This window comes from Clostridium cadaveris (assembly GCF_020911725.1).
Lineage (GTDB): Bacteria > Bacillota > Clostridia > Clostridiales > Clostridiaceae > Clostridium_X > Clostridium_X cadaveris.
On record NZ_CP076620.1, the window covers coordinates 2063352 to 2084032 of the forward strand.

A 20681-nucleotide genomic window follows, 5' to 3' on the forward strand; every position below is an offset into this window, starting at 1 on the left:
ACCTGCAAGTCATTTTATTTTAAAGCTCTTTCATAAATTTTTCTATTCTATCAAAGGCTTCTTTTAGTTTTTCTACATTTACAGTAAGGGCTATTCTCACATATCCTTCTCCTGATTCTCCGAAAGCATTTCCTGGAATCACAAGTACATGTGCCTCTTTTAGAAGTCTTTCTGTAAATTCTTTTGATGTAAGACCTGTTTCTTTTATATTTACGAACAAATATATACTTCCTGTAGGTCTTATGCAACTCATCTTTGGAGTGCCTTGTATTCTTTCATAAGTATAAAATGCTCTATTTCTAAATTCCTCTACTATGTCTTTTTGTATCTCACATCTCATCCTTAAGGCATAAAGAGCTGCTCTTTGAGACACAGAAGGTGCAGAGTAAACATTGTTTTCATTTATATTTATCATAGTTTCTATTATAAAACTTGGAGCAAGTACATAACCAACTCTCCATCCTGTCATACAGTAGTCTTTTGAAAAACTTTTTACTGTTATAGTTCTTTCCTTCATACCATCTATAGTTGTTATCGGAAGGAATGGTTCCTCATAAGTATATGCTGTATATATGTCATCGGCTATGACTAAAAGATCCTTTTGTTTTGCGATTCCACTTAAATTCTCTAAAGTCTCCTTTGTAAGGCATATACCTGTAGGATTATTAGGAGTGTTTATTATAATAGCTTTTGTACTGTCTGTTATTGCATCTCTAAGTCTTTCCATATTGATTTGGAAACCATCTTCTTCGCTTAATTTAACTTTGACAGCTTTTCCTCCAGCCATTTCAATTTGTTTTATGTAAGGCGTAAAATATGGTTCAAATACTATAACTTCATCACCTTCATCTATAACAGTTTGAAGTACCAGCCACATAGCATGACAGCCACTGGTAGTCACCATACATTCTGACACTTTCAAATCATAACTATATTCTTCTTTATAGAATTTGCAAATTTCTTCTCTTAATTCATTATACCCACCTGGTGCTGTATAATGAGTATGCCCATTTAATGCATCCTCTAAAGCATTTTTTATGATTTTAGGGTTTGTGTTTAAATCTGGATCTCCAATGCTCAAATTTATTACGTCATCATATCCTTTAGCCAGTTCTCCACTCCCACCTAGAGTATTTTCTTCTTCCACCCAATATTTCTTAGATAAAAATTTATGCTTCATTACGCAAACTCCCCCTTTTTTGATATTCAATTTTATATAAATATACTACAAAATAATAGCAATATTATTTTTTAATACATAGTTTTTTATATCATCAATAACTTTTTCTATAGATGAATCATTTATAATTTTTACATGGCAGCTTTTCTTGTACAAATCATATCTTTCTTTATACAAATCATAAAGTCTTATAGCATCTTCTTTTAAAAGAGGTCGCTGTGATATATTTATATCTGAAACTATATTTTCAATAGGTCTATCTATAAAGATTACTATTCCATTTTCTTTTAAAAGCTCTACATTGTTAGAGTTTTTTATAACTCCTCCACCAGTGGATATCACTGATCTTTCTTCATGACAAGCTTCTTTTATAATTTGGCTTTCTATTTTTCTAAAATAGTCCTCTCCTATGTCAAAAAGCTCCTCTATAGATCTCCCAGACTTTTTTTCTATAAAATTATCACTGTCTATATATTTATAGTTCAATTTATCCGCAAGAATTTTCCCTATGGTACTTTTGCCACAGCCAGGCATTCCTATGAGCACTATGTTTTTTTTACTTTTACTCATGATTTCTTGCTCCTAATAAAGTTTTCCTAATTTCTTCATATATCCTGTATTCATCCTCTAAGCTAAGTTTTCTTTTCTGCCATATTTCTTGAGCTTTCACTGCTTGAGAAACTAGCATATACAAGCCATTTACTGCCACTAATCCTTCTTCCTTTGCATATCTTAATAGCAAAGTTTCTTCTGGATTGTAGATAAGATCAACCACATAAGAGAAGTTTTTAATCTCCTCCTTTTTTATAGGGCATTCCTTGATATTTGGATACATACCACATGGAGTGCAATTTATAAGGACTCTTGAATCCGTTACATCTTTAATTTCACTGTATTCTATAACTCTAAAGTCGCCAAGTTTCTTTTCTTTGTTTCTGCTTACATAGATGATTTCTTTAATTCCATTATCAATTAAATACTGTCTGACAGCTTTAGAAGCACCGCCAGTACCTAAAATCACCGCTTTTTCCCCTTTAACAGGAACATTGAAATTCTTTAAGGTTGCCCCAAAGCCATAGTAATCAGTATTATATCCTTTTAAAATTCCCTGGTTAAAATCTATTGTGTTTACAGCGCCTATATTGCCTGCTTCATTAGATATCTCATCTAGATATCTAATAATATCTACCTTGTATGGTATTGTCACATTGACACCTTTAACATTTAAAGCTTTTAGTCCATTTATAGCAAACTTTAAATTTTCCTTTTTCACTTGGAATAAATTGTACGTTCCATTAAGACCCATATGTTTTAATATGAGGTCATGTATTTGTGGCGAATGACTATGTCCTAATTTTTCTCCTATTAATCCATAAACACCTACCATAATCAGCTCATCTCCCCTTTATAATTTCCTAAAAGTTTAAAGTATAAGCTTTCTTGTTCTATATCATTTATCAATTTTATGATGCTTTTTTCATTCAAGTTTCCATGAAAATCTATGTAAAATAGGTACTCCCATGACTTTCCTACTATAGGCCTAGATTCTATCTTCAGCATATTACAATTGTTTTCCTCAAAATGTCTGAGAGCTTTATATAAACTTCCTGCTTTATGAGGCAAAGAAAGAATAACGCTTATCTTATCACAGTTTCTTGTAACTTCTTTCAGCTTGGATATTATTATAAACCTAGTTATATTATTTTTGTTGTAATGTATATGAGACTCTAATATTTCCAATCCATAAAGTTCTGCTGCTTTCTTGCTAGCTATACAGCCTTTATGCTTTACATTTTCATCATGAATAAACTTTGCACTTCTAGCAGTATTAAAGTATGGTATCAAAGTCCACTTTTCATGTTTATCTAAATATTCTCTGCATTGTAAAAAACCTTGTTCATGAGAATATACTTCCTCTAAGTCATGTATAGACGAACCTTTTATCCCTATAAGGTTATGGTCAACTTTTACGCACTTTTCTCCAACTATATAAAATCCATATTTATATAATAAATCATAAACCTCTGCAATTCCTCCTGTAGAAGAGTTTTCTATAGGCAGCACTCCGTAGTTTATTTTATTATTTTCTATAGCTTCAAAAACATCTTGAAACTTTCCGAAAGCCAAGGTATCTCTTTCTTCTCCAAAATATTCTATAAGTGCCTGATGACTGAAAGAACCTTCAACCCCTTGAAAGCCTATAATACAAGATTTATATTTATGATTCTTTATCCCATTTAAATCTTTATTCATATATAATCCCCTTGCTTTTATAAAATCCCTTTTCAAATCATTTTCTATTTCATTTCTTTTAACAATTCTAAAATTGCTATAGCTGCAGCAGCTTCTACAACTGGAAGTGCTCTTACAACTATACAAGGATCATGTCTTCCAGCAATTTCTACAGTGCACTCTTCCATAGTGCTTATGTCTATAGTTTTCTGCCTCTTCCCTATGGATGGAGTCGGCTTCATAGCTGCCCTAAATACAAGGGGCATTCCACTTGTTATTCCCCCTAATATGCCACCATTATTATTTGTTATAGTTTTAATTTTTTCATTATCCATAACATATTGATCATTAGCTTCTGAACCATAAAGTTCCGTTATTCCAAATCCTATTCCAAACTCAACACCTTTTACTCCAGGTATAGAAAATAATAAACTGGATAATGTACTTTCAACTGAATCAAAGAATGGATCTCCTAATCCAGCAGGAAGATTTATAGCCGTGCATTCTACTATCCCCCCAACAGAGTCTTTCATAACTCTAGCATCTTTTATGAGCTTTTTCATTTCATCTCCAGAAGGAATATTTAATACAGGGAATTCTTCTTTTCTGAGAAATTTTAAGGTGCTTTCATTTAAATTTTCGTGAGTAAAATCTTCATCTTTGATATTTTTTATAGATTTTATGTGGCTTCCTATAATTATTCCTTTTTCCATCAATATCTGTTTACATATAGCCCCAGCAAAAACTAATGGTGCTGTTATTCTTCCCGAGAAATGTCCTCCACCTCTATAATCATTAAAACCTTTATATTTTATATAACCAGTAAAGTCTCCGTGACTTGGTCTCATAATATTTTTTGTTTTCTCATAATCTCTTGAGTGCTGATTAGTATTGTATATTATCATGGTTAGTGGTGTTCCAGTGGTTCTTCCATTAAAATAACCACTTAATATATGAAATTCATCCTTTTCTTTTCTAGGTGTTGATAAATCATTTTGTCCCGGTGCTCTTCTTGCCATCTCTTCTTTTATATAATCTAAGTCAAGCTTTATCCCTGGCTCTAATCCATTTATTGTGATTCCTATGGCATCACCATGAGATTCTCCAAATAAAGATAACTCTATATTTTTACCCCATGTTCCACTCACATATATCACCTCCCAATTTCTCAAAATGCTCCCAAAAATCAGGATAAGATTTTGATACACACTCTGCCCCATCTATAGTTAGAGGCTCTTTGCACCTCACAGATGCTACAGCTAATGCCATAGCAATACGATGATCATTCCAACTGTAAACTTCTCCTCCTTTGAGGCTATCTACTCCATTTATCACTAAGCCGTCTTCCGTTTCCTTTATATCCGCCCCTATTTTTGATAATTCTTCTGATATAGCTTTTAATCTATCCGACTCTTTAAATCTAAGGCGTGATGCATTTATTATTTCCGTCTTTCCCTTACTTAAAGAAGCTAATACCGCTAATATGGGAACTAAATCAGGAATGTCTTTTGCGTCTATTACTATGCCTTTTGTCTCTTTAGAAATGGCTTTAATATATGAATTAGAAATTTCTATCTCACCTCTCATAGCCATTATTGTATCTAATATAGCTTTGTCACCTTGTATTGATGATATATTCATCCCCTTACATGAAATATCACAACCTAAAAGTCCAGCCACAAGCCAAAATGACACTTGAGAGAAATCTCCTTCTACTTCATAATTTATAGCTTTATATTTTTGATTTCCTTTGATTATAAATTCTTTGTAGTTTCTATTTTCTACATTAACTGAAAATCTATTTAACATATCTATAGTTAAATCCACATATCCTTTGGATTCTAACTCAGTTGTTACTATTATCTTTGAATCCCCATCTAGCAAAGGAAGGGCAAATAAAAGTCCAGTTATAAACTGAGAGCTCACATCTCCTCTTATTTTATATTCTGAGGGCGTAAGTTTCCCCCTTATAGTTAAAGGAAGTTTTCCTTCATTATTTCTATAAGCTATATTTTTCTCATCAAAAATTTTGTAGTAATCATCTAACGGTCTTTCTATAAGCTTTCCTTTTCCACTAAATGTTATCATTTGACCTAATGTTACTGCTATAGGTATCATAAATCTTAAAGTAGACCCTGATTCGTTACATTTTATATTTTTTTCCTCTGCTACTAGTGATGATCTTCCTAAAATTTTTATCTTGTCATCATATTTTTTAATCCTTACTCCAAGAGTCTTCATAGCATTGCAGGTGGCTTCTATATCCTTTGAAAACATAATATTTGATATGATGCTTTCTCCCTCCGATAACCCTGCACATATTATAGCCCTATGGCATATGCTTTTAGATGCAGGCACCATAACCTGTCCTTTTAAAATTTCAGGGTTTATTTTTATTCTCATCTTCAGATTCCCCCTTTTTTATATGTAGTCTCCTATGTCTTCTAGCTTAACTTTCTTAATGATGCTTTGCCCAAATTCTTTAATCAAGATTAAGTTCAAGTTTTCTTTAATGTTTTTTTTATCTAAAGTGACAGCTTTAATCATTTCTTTTCTATTCATTTCTGGCATTTTATAAGGAAGTTCATATTTTGAAAGCAATTTTTCTAAATTTTCTACAGTACCTTTTTTAGTTATACTCATAGCTTCACTTCTTCTTGTTATCTCTACTAACCCCATAGCTACAGCTTCACCGTGAGTATAACTTTCATAATTAAAATACTTTTCTATAGCATGACCTATTGTATGTCCAAAGTTAAGTTTCATTCTCTCTCCAGTATCCCTCTCGTCAACTTCAACCACAGACCTTTTTATATCACAACATTGATAAATTATATCCTCTATATTCTCTAAAAGTTCGTTATAATCATCATAACTTATAAGTTCATCTACAAGGGAACTGCTCTTTATACATCCTGTTTTTATTACTTCTCCCATGCCGTCCACTAAAAATTTATGTTTCAAAGTTTTAAGAACTTCAGGATCTATAAAAACAGCTTTAGGCTGATAAAAGTTTCCTACTAAATTTTTTCCATAGGGTAAATCCACCGCTACCTTTCCCCCAACACTGCTGTCTATCTGTGATAAAAGAGAAGTTGGAACCTGTACATATGGAATTCCTCTAAGGTAAGTTGCTGCTGCAAATCCACCTAAATCACCTACGACTCCTCCACCAAAGGCTATAATAAGGTCACTTCTTGTCATTTGAAAAGTGCATAATCTTCCGTATACCATTTCTAAGGTACTTAAGCTTTTGCTTTTTTCTCCCGGTTCTACTACTATAAGCTCTACTTCATATCCTGATTTTTCTAAAATTTCTTTAATTTCTTTTCCATAAATAGAATTTAAATTTTCATCTGTAACAACAGCCACTTTTTTTGATGATATTCTTTCTTTTAAAAGCTTTCCTAACTTTTGAAAAAGTCCTTTTTCTATAAAGATATCATAACTATTCTCTTTAAGATTCACTCTTAACTTTTTCATAGTCTATCCTCCTAAAACTTATATACCTCTTTCTTCAATTGCTGCAAGTTTCTCAAGTTTTACCTTTAAGTTTTCAAATCTTTCTGGTGTTATTGATTGCTGTCCGTCACACTTTGCATTTTCAGGATCGTTGTGAACTTCTATTATAAGTCCATCTGCTCCTGCAGCGATAGCTGCTTTTGATAATGGTTCTACCATCCACCAAAGACCTGACGCATGACTAGGGTCAACAATTACCGGAAGGTGAGTAAGCTTTTTCAACATTGGTATAGCACTTAGATCTAAAGTATTCCTTGTAAGATTCTCATAAGTCCTTATTCCTCTTTCACAAAGTATCACATTGTTATTTCCCTCAGACATTATGTACTCTGCAGACATTATAAGCTCTTCTATTGTTGCTGATATTCCTCTTTTGAGAAGTATTGGCTTATCAGTTTTACCTAGCTCTTTTAAAAGGTCAAAATTCTGCATATTTCTAGCTCCAACTTGAATTATATCCACGTCCTCAACAAATTTATCAATCATACTGGTTGACATTATTTCTGTAACTATAGGAAGTCCTGTTTCCTTTCTTGCAAGTTTTAAAAGTTCAAGACCATCTAGCCCCATACCTTGGAAGCTATATGGTGAGGTTCTTGGTTTGAAAGCTCCTCCTCTTAAAAATCTCGCCCCTGCTTTTTTCACACTTTTAGCTATTGCTATTATCTGATCTTCACTTTCAACAGAACATGGACCTGCTATAAGAGAAATTTTATTTCCTCCTATTTCTTCGCTTCCTACCTTTACTACAGTATTATCTGGATGAAAAATTCTATTTGATAATTTGTATGGCTGCTGGACCTTTGTTACTCTTTCCACATATTCATTAGCCAAAAGTTTGCTAGAATCAACCTTTGTAGTATCTCCAATCAAACCAAGTATAGTACAATTCTCACCTTCTATTATACTGGCCCTGCAGTTTTCTTTTTCTATCCTGTCCTTTATTCTTAGTATCTCCTTCATGGGCGTACCTACCTTCATTATAACTATCATTTTATATCCTCCCCTATTTTTTTATTTTTCCATTAAATTTTTTACTTATGTAGCCCCTTATTTAATGTCTATAAGATATTTGATTAAAAAAAATAAGGCTCTAATGAGCCTTATAAATAATCCACTTTATTCTTAATTATAACTATAGCAAATAACTTATAGTATAACTATGGAATTTATTAAACTCATTGATAAGACTTGATATTTTTTTAAAGCAAAATAAACCAGCGCTAAAATAAAAATAGCCCCAGCTAAAGTAAAAGTTAAATTTTGCGTTTATATCCTTACCAATAATATTTCTCATAACAAATCCTCTTCATCCTTGATAATAAGTTAATTTCTTCTAATACTTATTGTCAATTTTATCATAAAATTTCTTATTGTCAATATTTTCTTTGATTTTTTTAAAATTACTTTTACATTACAATTATAAATGTGCTGGGTCTAAAATAAAAGAGTGCACCCAAAATGATTTACACATTTCGCAGCACACCCCATAAATCATTCTTTTAATTTTAATTTGCTGCTTCGTCTTTATAAGAAACAGGCTTTAAATCCCTTAACTGCTCTTTATAAAGTTTAATAAACATACACGCACTGACAATAGATGCCGCCACCTCAGCTATAGGAAATGCAAGCCATACATAAGTCAATCCTATTTTGGAAAGAATGTATGCACTTGGAAGTATTATTACAAGTTGTCTTAAAACAGAAACTATAAGACTGTTCATTCCGCTTCCTACTGCTTGGAATAATGTAGAAAGCAAAATACCTACTGCTGCTGGTATAAAACATATACTGATTATTCTTAAAGCTGGTACCCCTATTGAAAGCATTTCAGGTGATGCATTAAATATCATAAGAAGTTTATTCGGAATTAGTGAGAATAAAGCCGTTCCGCACATCATTATTATAAGCGCTATATAAAGTCCTATCTTAAGAGCATCTATAATACGATTCTTATCTCTTGCTCCAAAATTATAACCCATTATAGGCATTATCCCTTGTGTAAGTCCAAATACAGGCATAAATACAAAGGATTGAAGCTTATAATATACACCTAGTACAGATACTGCTGATTCTGAAAATGATATAAGTATAGAATTTAGTCCTATAACTAGCACCGAAGATATAGATTGCATTACTATAGAAGGAAATCCTACAGAGTATATGTTCTTAACAGTTCTTCCTGAAAACTTAAAGTTTTTAAAGCTTATGTGCACATCATGACTTTTAGTAAATACAATATACATTGCAAATATCATGGATATTATTTGTCCAAGCACAGTAGCTATAGCTGCTCCTTTAACTCCAAAGGCTGGCACTCCAAATAATCCGAAGATAAATATAGGGTCCAGTATTATATTAATCACAGCTCCTATAAGTTGAAATACCATTGGATAAATCATATTTCCTGTAGCTTGCAAAGTTTTTTCTAAATTTATTTCCACAAATATTCCAAAAGAAAAAATAGTAACTATAGATAAGTAATTATATCCCATTTCATACACTATTGGATTTGTAGTAAACATACTGAAAAATGTCTTTGAAAAAAACACTCCAAAAAGAGCAAATACCATCCAGCTAAAAACTCCTAAAAGTATCCCGTGAGTAGCTGCTTTACTGGCTTCGTCTTTTCTTCTTTCTCCAAGTTTTCTTGATACAAGTGAGTTTATACCTATTCCTGTTCCAACAGCAACAGCTATTATAAGCATTTGTATTGGGAAAGCTAGAGATACAGCTGTAAGTGCTTCTTCTCCAATTTGAGCAACAAACATACTGTCAACTATATTGTAAAGTGACTGTATAAGCATAGAAAACATGGCCGGCAGAGACATTGTTACTATAAGTTTGAATATAGGGGTTGTTCCCATTTTGTTTTGTTTTCCCATTTTGTTATTTGTCCTTTCTAGTATTAATTTTATCGTTGTACCCTTTTAAGGGTTTATTGTCTAATTAAAGTATAATTATGATGGAATTTAATAGACCACTTATTAGTGTAACATAGTATATTTCTTATAGTCAAACACTGTAATCCTTTAAATTTTATCATATGATTTTCTTTTTTATAATGCCTATTATTGCGTAAAATTACCTCAGCAAAATCAAACTTTGCTGAGGCTAATTTATAATTAAGCTGATTTTCTCTCTTGAATCACTTGAGCATTTTCTTCTACTGGTTTAGATATAATATAAGTTATTACTGTAAGTGCAGCTATTGCTAAAGGCAGAACTATATATATAGGCACTCCAAATCCAGCTGGTATATATCCAAATACTATTGTAACTCCTGCTACAAATAACGAATAAACCATTTGAGTATTTACATGATCTATATGATGACATCCAGCTCCCATAGATGAAAGTATTGTTGTATCTGAAATTGGTGAGCAATGATCTCCAAATATAGCACCTGTAAGTACAGCTGATGTGCTTACTACTACATATCCCATTTCTGGTGATATAGAATATGCTAGAGGAATTGCAAGTGGCATAAGTATTCCCATTGTTCCATATGCTGTTCCTGTAGCAAAGCTTATAACCGCTCCTAAAACAAAAATTATTGATGGCAATAAGAACTTAGGTATTGATCCTGACAATATGCTTACAAGATAGCTTGCTGTTCCTAAATCCTTTATTGTTGAACTTAAAGACCATGCAAGTATGAGGATAACTCCTGTTACTATAAGTCCTTTCATTCCATCTACCCAAACCTCTAAAGCTTCTGATACTGTAAATATCTTCTTTATAACTCCCATTGCTATCGCAACTATACTCGCAATTAATGCCGCTTGGAATAATACTATTGATGCATCAGCATTTGAAAAAGCTTCTCTTACAGATGAAAAAGCTAAAGGTGATGCTTTCATTGATTCTATAAGTGCTGCATCTTGTCCACCCATAACAGCTGTCCATCCACTGTAGTAGAAACCAATTAACGCGCCTATTACTAGAGTTCCTATTGGAATTATAGCATTCCATATACTTATCTTTATTCCCTCTTTTGGCTCAAGTTCTGAACTTTCAGCCACCTCATTATTGGAATTTTCTATTATTCCTTTTCTTGCTCTTCTTTCAGCTTTAAGCATAGGTCCAAATTCTCTTAAAGACACTGCTAATATCACAACAAAGGCTAATATTAATATATTGTAGAATCTATATGGTATAGTTTGTAAAAACACGCCAAAAGCATCTACCTCTTGTCCAATTCCATTAGCAAAAGCGTCTTTTATTAATCCAACCTCAAGACCTATCCATGTTGATATTATAGCTAGTCCAGCAATTGGTGCTGCAGTAGCATCTATAATAAAAGATAGCTTTTCTCTTGATACTCTCATTTTGTCACTTACCGGTCTCATTATAGGTCCTACTATTAAAGAGTTCGCATAGTCATCAAAGAATACACAAACTCCAAGTAACCATGTTATCATCTGAGTACTTCTAGGTGTCTTAGCTTTTTTAGCAAGAGCTTCTGCAACAGCTCTTGATCCACCCATTTTCCCAACTAAACTTATAACTCCTCCAATTGCAAGAACTTGAAGGATTATACCTGCATTCCATGGATCTGCAATAGAATTTAAAGCTCTTTGCGTAAAGTCTAAAAACCCTTGAATTATACTACTGAAAATATTCATACCATTAAGTTGCATCATGACGCAACCTGTCATAGTTCCTAAAAATAAAGATACTATTACGTTTTTTGTTATAAATGCAAGTGCTATTGCAACAAGTGGGGGCAGTATGCTCCAAATTCCAAAAGACGCTTTTGCTGCTTCTCCATTTCCTTCTGCTGCAAAAGCTACAGTAAATGAAAATAATAAAATCATAACTAAAGTTGAAACAAATATGTTTACTCTTTTTTTATTCATAAAAATACCTCCTAAAATTTTTCTTGTGAAAATCCTAAGAGGCATTAAAAAAATCATTTTAATAAAAAAAACCATGAGTTTTCACCCATGGCCTTACATATCGATAGAATATAAAAAACATTTGTAATTTCTAAAAATACATATAAGATCATACGATGATAGCTCTCCACAAACTGACTTTGTGACAGTATTACACATATTTTGCGTAATCCCAGCTGTACAATATTAAAGCATTTATTGTAAGCTTCGGCAATAATCCCTTTCATGTAACTTCAAAGCTGCTTTGCTCAGCAACACTACTCTTGATTATCGCTCCTCTACCTCAAGGAATATTCACTTTTCATATTATTTATACACCTATTTTAATTTTTATGCAATAGGTTTAGATAAATTTTATCAAATTATTTTTTCTGCAACTATATTTTCTAAGGTATATACTTTCATTCTGAATTTTTATATAATTTTTACATATGATTAAATTATATGCTTTAATTCATAAATTGATGTAGGGAGTGATATATATGTTAAACATGGATGAATGTTTAAAAAAGTATGCTGAATTAGCTGTAGTTACGGGTATAAATATCCAAAAGAATCAAACCCTTGTTGTAAATGCTCCAATAGAAGCTGCTGAGTTTGTAAGACTTATAGCCGACACTGCTTATGAGCATGGTGCTAGAAATGTTAAAGTTAGATGGAATGACGAAAAACTTACTTTGATTAAATATCTAAAAGCTCCTTTTGAAGTTTTTAAGGAGTTTTCTCCCTGGGAAGCCAAAGAGCTTGAAGAGCTTGCAAATAATGGTGCAGCCTTTTTATCAATCTCTGCTTCTGATCCTGAGATCTTCAAAAATGTAGATCCTAATAGAATTCAAGAGGCAGTAAAAGCAAGTTCTGTTGCTCTTAAAGCTTACAGAGAAAGACTTATGAGCAGTGCCAATGCATGGTGTGTGATTTCAATTCCAACTGCTGCATGGTCAATGAAGGTATTCCCTGATCTTTCAAGAGAAGAAGCCATTTCAAAACTTTGGGATGCTATCTTTAAAATAGTAAGAATTGATAGAGATGATACTCTAGGAGCTTGGAATGAACATATTAAAAATTTAACTAACAAAATGAATTTTCTTAATGAACATTCTTTCAAGAGTCTTCATTTTAAATCATCAAAAACTGATTTAGTAATAGACCTTCCAGAGAAACATTTATGGGCAGGTGGAGGAGAGTATAACGAAAAGAAAGTTTACTTCGTCGCTAATATGCCAACAGAAGAAGTGTTTACTGCTCCATCAAGAACAGGAGTTAACGGTATAGTTTGGAGTACAAAACCTTTAAACTACAATGGAAATCTTATAAACAACTTCTCTCTAACTTTTAAGGATGGTGCTGTTGTAGATTTTACTGCTGAAGAAGGCTATGATGCCCTAAAGAAACTTTTAGAGACTGATGAAGGTTCTAAACATTTAGGTGAAGTTGCTTTAGTTCCTTATGATTCACCTATTTCAAATTCAAATATAATCTTCTATAACACTTTATTTGATGAAAATGCTTCTTGTCACTTAGCCTTTGGGGAAGCTTATCCAACATGTATAAAAGGCGGAGAAAATATGACTGAGGAAGAACTTAAAGAAGCTGGAGCTAATTCTTCTTTCAATCATGTAGATTTCATGGTTGGTTCATCTGATTTAGACATCATAGGTGAGACTTATTCTGGAGAAAAAATTCAAATATTTAAAGATGGCAACTGGGCCTTTTAATATTGATTTATAACTTAAAAGGAGTGATATCAAATTCATAAAGATTTTGATATCACTCCTTTTCTTAACATTATATGCTCTGAAAATTTATTTTTCAAATCTTCTTGCATATCCACAAGTTTTGCATAAGTGTTCCACTGCTTTTCTACCTGAAAATCCATTGTATATGGATTCAGCTCTCTTGCTTTTTAAGATATCTTCCAAACTGTTTTTAAATATATTTCCTAATGGTATGTTTCCTTCAGAGTCAAGACAACAAGGTACTACAGTTCCATCTACTAATATTCCTATGTGCTGTCTAAGGCCATAGCAAAAAGCATTATCCCCTATTTTTTCACCATTTACATCTGGCCATTGAAACTTTTCTGCTGCTTCCAAAAATATTTTGTCTGAAATTTTAATGCTGTCTTGGTTATGAAGCATCCCTTTTATATCTATATCCGAATTTAGAGTTTCTTTTAATAAATCAGCTATATCATCATTAAGGTTGTTGCAACCTTTCAACAAATCACTGTCTCCATTCCAAAGTCTAAGCTCACATATAACACCATTATCATCATGAGCTTTCTTTACAAAATTCACTATATCATTAACGTAGTCTTTTAGATCTACTTCTTGATCATTAGCTTCAAAGCTGTGAAGAGATATGCTTATTTTTCTTAATGATTTTGATGAAAGTAAAGTCTCTTCATTCTTTTTAATAAGAGTTCCGTTAGTTGTTAGATTCACTTGGAATCCATATTCCTCTGAAATATCCAAAAAACTTTTCAAATTAGGATTTAAAAGAGGCTCTCCCATAAGATGTAGACAAATGTAATCAGTGTATGGCTTTATTTCTTTTGCAATATGCAAGAATTCCTCCACATTCATGAATTTCGATTTTCTATTTGTTTTAGGGCAAAAATTGCAATTCATATTGCAAACGTTAGTTATCTCTACGTATATTCTTTTAAACTTTTTCATAGCTATCTCCAAACCTGTTTATTATTCCAATAATAAACATTAGTACAGTATTTTTCATTATATTTTTTAGTTCTTATACCTTTATTATACACTATTTTCATAGATTTTACCCGCAAAACTTTTCTCTTTTATTTTTATCTGTTTCAAAATTTTTTTAATCTGTTTTTAATTTTTTGCTTGCATTTTATTCTTGATGATGTTACTATGAGTACATAAAGATAATAATTATTAAGTAGAACACATTATTAAAATAATATTGTGAATTAATCAAATTTTCAGTTTTATATAACAAAGGAGTAATGGAATATGAGGCAAGAATGGTTAAATTTTAACAAAGGATCTTGGACAACTAGTATAGACGTAAGAAACTTTATTCAAAACAACTATACTCCATATGAAGGAGATGACAGTTTCCTAACTGGGGCTACAGAAGCTACAGAAAAACTTTGGGAAGAAGTAAGTGAACTATTTAAGAAAGAAAGAGAAAACGGAGTTTTAGATGTTGATACAGATACTATCTCTGGAATTAATGAATACAAAGCTGGATACATAGATCAAGCTTTTGAAAAAATTGTTGGAGTTCAAACTGATGCACCTTTAAAAAGAGCTGTAATGCCTTTTGGTGGTATTAGAATGGCAGAAAATGCCGCTAAAGCTTATGGATATGAAGTTAATCCTAAAATAAGTGAGATATTCAATAAATATAGAAAGAGCCACAATCAAGGTGTATTCGATGCTTACACTGATGAGATGAGACTTGCAAGAAAATCAGGAGTTATAACTGGACTTCCAGATGCTTATGGTAGAGGAAGAATCATAGGTGACTACAGAAGAGTTGCTCTATACGGAGTTGACAGACTAATAGAAGATAAAATTGCTCAAAAAAAGAGCTTAGAAGTTAAATGTATAGATGAAGATATTATAAGATTAAGAGAAGAAATATCTGATCAAATAAGTGCATTAAAAGAATTAAAAGGGTTAGCTGCTACTTATGGACTAGATATATCTGCCCCTGCTACAAATGCAAAGGAAGCTATCCAATGGTTATACTTTGGATTCTTAGGAGCTATAAAAGATCAAAATGGTGCAGCAATGTCATTAGGAAGAACTTCTACTTTCTTAGATATCTATATAGAAAGAGATTTAAAGAATGGCGTTATAACAGAAGAAGAAGCTCAAGAATTAATGGATCACTTTGTAATGAAATTAAGACTTGTTAAATTCTTAAGAACTCCTGAATACAACGATTTATTCTCTGGAGACCCAACTTGGGTAACTGAATCAATCGGAGGTATGGGCCTTGATGGAAGAACTTTAGTTACTAAGAACTCATTTAGAGTACTTAACACTCTTTACACTTTAGGACCATCACCAGAGCCAAACCTAACTGTTTTATGGTCAACTAGATTACCTCAAGGATTCAAGAACTTCTGTTCTAAGGTTTCTATTGATACAAGCTCAGTTCAATACGAAAACGATGATTTAATGACTCCATATTGGGGAGATGATTATGCTATAGCTTGTTGTGTATCTGCAATGAGAGTTGGTAAACAAATGCAGTTCTTTGGCGCAAGAGTTAACTTAGCTAAGACTCTACTTTACGCTATAAACGGTGGTAAGGACGAGAAATCTGGAGTTCAAGTTGGACCAAAAATAGCTCCAATAACTAGCGAATATCTAGATTACAATGAAATAATGGAAAGATTTGATATAATGACAGAATGGTTAGCTAACCTTTATGTTAATACATTAAATGTTATCCACTACATGCACGATAAATATTCTTATGAAAAATTACAAATGGCTTTACATGATAGAGATGTATTTAGAACAATGGCTTGCGGTATAGCTGGACTATCTGTTTGTGCAGACTCATTATCAGCAATCAAATATGCCAAAGTTAAGCCAATAAGAAATGAAGAAGGAATTGCTATCGACTTCGAAGTTGAAGGAGATTTCCCTAAATACGGAAATGATGATGATAGAGTTGATGATATAGCTGTATTCTTAGTAAGAAACATGATGAACAAGATAAGACAAAACAAAACTTACAGAAATGCTTATCACACTCAATCAGTATTAACTATAACTTCAAATGTTGTTTACGGTAAAAAGACAGGTACTACTCCATGTGGAAGAAAGCTTGGACAACCTTTTGCACCAGGAGCTAATCCAATGCACGGAAGAGATAACAGTGGTTCTTTAGCTTCATTAAACTCAGTAGCTAAACTTCCTTATGAAGATTCTCAAGACGGAATCTCAAACACATTCTCTATAATACCAGATGCTTTAGGAAAGACTTCAGAGCAAAGAATAGATAACCTAGGCAAAATGATGGACGGATATTTCGGACAAAACGCTCATCACTTAAATGTTAACGTGTTTGATAGAGAAACTTTATTAGATGCTATGGATCATCCAGAATTATATCCTCAATTAACAATCAGAGTTTCTGGATATGCAGTTAACTTTATAAAGCTAACTAGAGAACAACAATTAGACGTTATAAACAGAACATTCCATAAACACATGTAATATAAAAATGGAGCTTGAGATATGACTCAAGCTCCATTTTGTATTAAACCTATATTCATAAGATATCAAAATTATATTTTCCATCCACTGGCCTGCTGCTGAATTTTCACCATATGACTATAAATACCATCCTGTTTGATAAGCTTAGCATGTGATCCTTGCTGTACAACATAACCATTATCAAGAACAACAATTTTATCTGAACCAAAAATAGTTCTCATTCGATGAGCAATAACTAGTACAGTCTTGTTTTTCATAAGTCGAGACAATGATTCATGTATCATAGTTTCATTTTCAACATCTAAAGAAGCGGTAGCCTCATCCATAAGAATAATTGGTGCATCCTTTAGGAAAGCTCTGGCAATAGAAATACGCTGTCTTTCCCCTCCTGAAAGTTCTGAACCGTTTTCCCCGATAAAAGTATGATAACCATTAGGCATCTTTTTAGCAAATTCATCTACATGTGCTAGCTTTGCGGCCTTTATAACTTCTTCGTCAGTAGCATCCTTACACCCAATACGTATATTCTCCATAACAGAATTATTGAATAAAGTTACATCTTGAAACACGATAGAATACAAAGACATCAAAGTTTCAGGATCTACCTGTGATATATCCATACCTCCTACCGTAATTTTTCCTTTAGTCACATCCCAAAAACGTGCAGCAAGACGAGAAACAGTTGTTTTGCCACCACCAGATGGTCCAATTAAAGCCGTAGCCTCACCTTGTTTTGCAGTAAATGAAACGTCTCTTAAAACTTGCTCATTTTTATTATAGGCAAATCCAACATGATCAAATACAATGTCATATCCTTTATTACTTAAATTTTCAGAACCCATCTGTGTTGGATGTTCAAGTATTTCATTCATACGTTCACATTGAATATTAGTTGCAATAATTGCTGCAAGATTCTGCAATGATATCTGCATTGGATCATAAAGTCTTGATACAAGCAAAAGAAACATAAAAAATGTTAAAACATCAAGAGTTCCGTTTGCAAGAAGTATACCTCCTACTAGTGCTGTTGTAGCAATACCAATCTTTAGAAACATTTCTGAAGAAGCCACAAATATAGCCGCCCCAAGTTCTGATAAAATTGCCCTTTTCTCAACAGCTTTAATTTTTCTGTCCAATCCCTCAAGATATTTATCTTCTGCATTATTTGCCTTCAGATCACGTACTGACTCTAAGCACTCCTGAATTCCATCTGCACAATCCATTTTTGCAGCCATCTGACGTCTGCTAAGTGCCTTCTGAACTTTTGCAGAAAAGCATACAATACAGAAATACACAGGTAATACCCAAAGTGCTGCCAAAGCCATACGCCAATCAAAAAAGAATAAACTTATAGCTATAATACTTGTTGAAATCAATGAAGCAACCAATTCAGGTATCCAATGTGAAGATGCTGTTTCTAGTCTTGCGCAATCTGCCATAATAGTGCTAGTAAGATCAGACAAATCCTTTCTTCCAAAGAATGAAAGCGGAAGTTTGCGAAGTCTTTCTGCAAGCGTAATACGTCGGATGCCACTTTCCTCATATGTTGCAAAGAATGTTGCATTGTACTGAAAATAAGTGGTAATAAAAATCGCTGCAAGACAAATAATAATACCAATGATATAAAATATTGTTCTATCTGTCAGTCCCCTTCCCATAATATCGGATATTAAAAAATATAGCAGAGACACTGGAGCCATTAGTGCAATATTAGATAACGTACATGCTATAAACGCTTTTATCATATCTCTTGCACCTTTTTCAGAAAGTGCATATTTATGTCTCAAATATCTAATCATTTATTCCACCCACTTTCCAATTAGAAGAAACATTATACTGTTTCCACATATGAGCATACAAACCGCCTTTTTCGATAAGTTCCATATTATTACCAAATTCTACAATCTTACCATCTTTTAAAACAAAGATGCGATTGGCATTCGTTATAGTTGACAATCTATGTGCGATCATAATAACAGTTTTGCCCTTTGACAATTCAGAGAATGCCTTCTGCACTTTCGCTTCATTGTCAGGATCAGCAAAAGCTGTAGCTTCATCAAGAATAAGAATAGGCGTATTTTTTAGCATGACACGGGCAATAGATATACGTTGCTGTTCACCACCTGAAAGATATATATCTTTTGTACCAATTATTGTATCAATACCTTTTGGCATTTTTTCGATAATATCATCACATTGCGCCTTATGAAGTGCTGCAAGAACCTCTTCTCTTCTAGCTTCAGGCTTTGCTATACGTACATTTTCAAGAATAGAATCTTTGAGAAGTTTGGAATCCTGAAATACAAAAGACACAGTATTCATGAGTTCTCTTTTGGCAATATTTCGAACGTCTATACCTCCAATTTTTATTTCACCACTATCTACATCCCAAAATCTCGCGATCACACTAGCAAGTGTTGTTTTCCCACCACCAGAAGGACCAACAAAAGCAATATGCTCACCAGCACTAATGCTCAAACTAATACCATCAAGTGCCTTTGTCTTTGCATCATGATAACGAAAATAAACATCTCTTAGTTCTATAGAGTTATCTTTAGGATGACCAAGAGTTTTAGAATCCATTAATGGTTTCATTTTCATAATGCTTTCTATACGACTCACAGCATCAGCAACAATCATTTTATTTTCGCTAGCAAACATGATTTTATTTAGCGTAACCGTAATTATTGGAGTTATTATGATGTAAAATAGTAAATTAAGCAGGAATTTATTTGTTACACCATCTTTGGTTACAAAAAGTGCTACTGCAATAAGTATTGTAAAAATAGAGTTTATGATTGTGGTATAACACATCATAGGCATACGCAAGTCTTTAGTGTATGCTATCACCCATTTGCTATAATTATCAATGGATGCCTTGAAGCGCTTGAATGAAAATACAGATTGTCCAAAGGTTTTTACTACTGGAATACCTCTCACATACTCCACTGCTTCATTAGACATAGAATCGAGAGCATTTTGATATTCTGACATTTTTTCTTTCATTTTTGCACCTGTCATAGTTGACATAATTGCAAACGCAGCAAATACTGGAATCAAAGAAAGCAGACCTAGCTTCCAATCGAATACCATCATCAATATTAAAAGTCCAACTGGTGTAGCGCAAGCTGCAGCCATATCAGGAAGTTGATGGGCAAGGTAGGTTTCAGTAGCCTCACTAGATTCATTAACAATTTTTCTCATTTTACCGCTACCTATATTATCCATGAAACCAAGTGGTAATGTTGCGATATGATGCATAGCATAAGATCGAATATTTGCCTGTACACGAAATGCTGCTATATGTGAACACATCAAGGCACCAATATAAATCAGCATGGATAACACTGAAAATATAACAGCCATCCAACCATTATGAACAAGACTTTGAGCATTACTATAGTTTGGAGAAACATCAAGAACTTCTTTGATGATTTTCCAAATATATACGAAGGGTGCAAGTGCCATAAATGCACTGACCACTGACAGAATCCATGATGAAACCGTCAGGATTTTAAACTTTCCAGCATAGTCAAATAATTTTGACATATCTGATTTTTTATCCATCTTTCATTCCCCCTTTTAAAAATCTTCAATTCTCTTATAATTGTAAGATAAGATTTCTCATTGAAT

The 20681-nt window shown here is 32.8% G+C and carries 15 protein-coding genes and 1 riboswitch; of the genes, 2 read left to right on the forward strand and 13 right to left on the reverse strand.

Annotated features, from left to right (window positions below; genetic code table 11):
- Positions 1-19: 19 nt before the first annotated feature.
- The 10 genes from KQH81_RS09805 to KQH81_RS09850 form a co-directional block, all read right to left on the reverse strand.
- Positions 20-1180, reverse strand: coding sequence for a pyridoxal phosphate-dependent aminotransferase (locus KQH81_RS09805; protein ID WP_178312294.1), 1161 nt, complete (start codon positions 1178-1180; stop codon positions 20-22).
- Positions 1181-1225: 45 nt separating this feature from the next.
- Positions 1226-1750, reverse strand: a complete 525-nt coding sequence (locus KQH81_RS09810; RefSeq protein ID WP_230028176.1) for a shikimate kinase — start codon at positions 1748-1750, stop codon at positions 1226-1228.
- On the reverse strand, positions 1743-2567 hold the full coding sequence (gene aroE / locus KQH81_RS09815) for a shikimate dehydrogenase (RefSeq protein ID WP_027639958.1): 825 nt from the start codon (positions 2565-2567) through the stop codon (positions 1743-1745). Before aroE ends, KQH81_RS09810 begins: the two co-directional genes overlap by 8 nt.
- Positions 2568-2569: 2 nt before the next feature.
- Complete coding sequence (locus KQH81_RS09820; RefSeq protein WP_230028177.1) at positions 2570-3433, reverse strand: prephenate dehydratase; 864 nt, start codon at positions 3431-3433, stop codon at positions 2570-2572.
- A 44-nt stretch (positions 3434-3477) separates the two neighbouring features.
- A complete protein-coding gene (gene aroC / locus KQH81_RS09825) occupies positions 3478-4560 on the reverse strand; it encodes a chorismate synthase (protein WP_027639960.1) in 1083 nt (360 codons plus the stop codon).
- The gene (aroA, locus tag KQH81_RS09830) at positions 4541-5815 is read right to left on the reverse strand and encodes a 3-phosphoshikimate 1-carboxyvinyltransferase (protein WP_230028179.1); all 1275 of its coding nucleotides are present in this window, start codon (positions 5813-5815) and stop codon (positions 4541-4543) included. Before aroA ends, aroC begins: the two co-directional genes overlap by 20 nt.
- A gap of 18 nt (positions 5816-5833) precedes the next feature.
- The gene (gene aroB, locus KQH81_RS09835) at positions 5834-6895 is read right to left on the reverse strand and encodes a 3-dehydroquinate synthase (RefSeq protein ID WP_099335594.1); all 1062 of its coding nucleotides are present in this window, start codon (positions 6893-6895) and stop codon (positions 5834-5836) included.
- A gap of 18 nt (positions 6896-6913) precedes the next feature.
- Positions 6914-7927: a 3-deoxy-7-phosphoheptulonate synthase gene (gene aroF, locus KQH81_RS09840; protein WP_099335595.1), complete on the reverse strand. Its 1014-nt coding sequence runs from the start codon at positions 7925-7927 to the stop codon at positions 6914-6916.
- A 515-nt stretch (positions 7928-8442) separates the two neighbouring features.
- Positions 8443-9819 carry an MATE family efflux transporter gene (locus KQH81_RS09845; RefSeq protein WP_099335596.1) on the reverse strand — a complete coding sequence of 459 codons (1377 nt, stop codon included), beginning with the start codon at positions 9817-9819 and terminating at the stop codon, positions 8443-8445.
- 240 nt (positions 9820-10059) lie between these two features.
- Positions 10060-11796: a Na+/H+ antiporter NhaC family protein gene (locus KQH81_RS09850; protein WP_230028180.1), complete on the reverse strand. Its 1737-nt coding sequence runs from the start codon at positions 11794-11796 to the stop codon at positions 10060-10062.
- Between the two features lie 151 nt (positions 11797-11947).
- Positions 11948-12124: riboswitch (Lysine riboswitch) on the reverse strand.
- Positions 12125-12317: 193 nt separating this feature from the next.
- Between KQH81_RS09850 and KQH81_RS09855 the strand changes: the two genes are divergently transcribed.
- A complete protein-coding gene (locus KQH81_RS09855; RefSeq protein ID WP_027639966.1) occupies positions 12318-13550 on the forward strand; it encodes an aminopeptidase in 1233 nt (410 codons plus the stop codon).
- An 87-nt stretch (positions 13551-13637) separates the two neighbouring features.
- Here the strand turns inward: KQH81_RS09855 and KQH81_RS09860 are convergent, their stop codons facing one another.
- Positions 13638-14513 (reverse strand): radical SAM/SPASM domain-containing protein, encoded by an 876-nt coding sequence (locus KQH81_RS09860; protein WP_027639967.1) that lies wholly within the window; start codon positions 14511-14513, stop codon positions 13638-13640.
- A 306-nt stretch (positions 14514-14819) separates the two neighbouring features.
- Between KQH81_RS09860 and pflB the strand changes: the two genes are divergently transcribed.
- Positions 14820-17048, forward strand: a complete 2229-nt coding sequence (pflB, locus tag KQH81_RS09865) for a formate C-acetyltransferase (protein WP_230028181.1) — start codon at positions 14820-14822, stop codon at positions 17046-17048.
- Positions 17049-17119: 71 nt separating this feature from the next.
- Here pflB and KQH81_RS09870 read toward each other — a convergent pair whose 3' ends face one another.
- Both KQH81_RS09870 and KQH81_RS09875 read right to left on the reverse strand, forming a co-directional pair.
- Positions 17120-18847 (reverse strand): ABC transporter ATP-binding protein, encoded by a 1728-nt coding sequence (locus KQH81_RS09870; RefSeq protein ID WP_027639969.1) that lies wholly within the window; start codon positions 18845-18847, stop codon positions 17120-17122.
- Positions 18840-20615, reverse strand: a complete 1776-nt coding sequence (locus KQH81_RS09875) for an ABC transporter ATP-binding protein (RefSeq protein ID WP_027639970.1) — start codon at positions 20613-20615, stop codon at positions 18840-18842. The genes KQH81_RS09870 and KQH81_RS09875 overlap by 8 nt, the downstream gene beginning before the upstream one ends.
- Positions 20616-20681 lie beyond the last annotated feature (66 nt).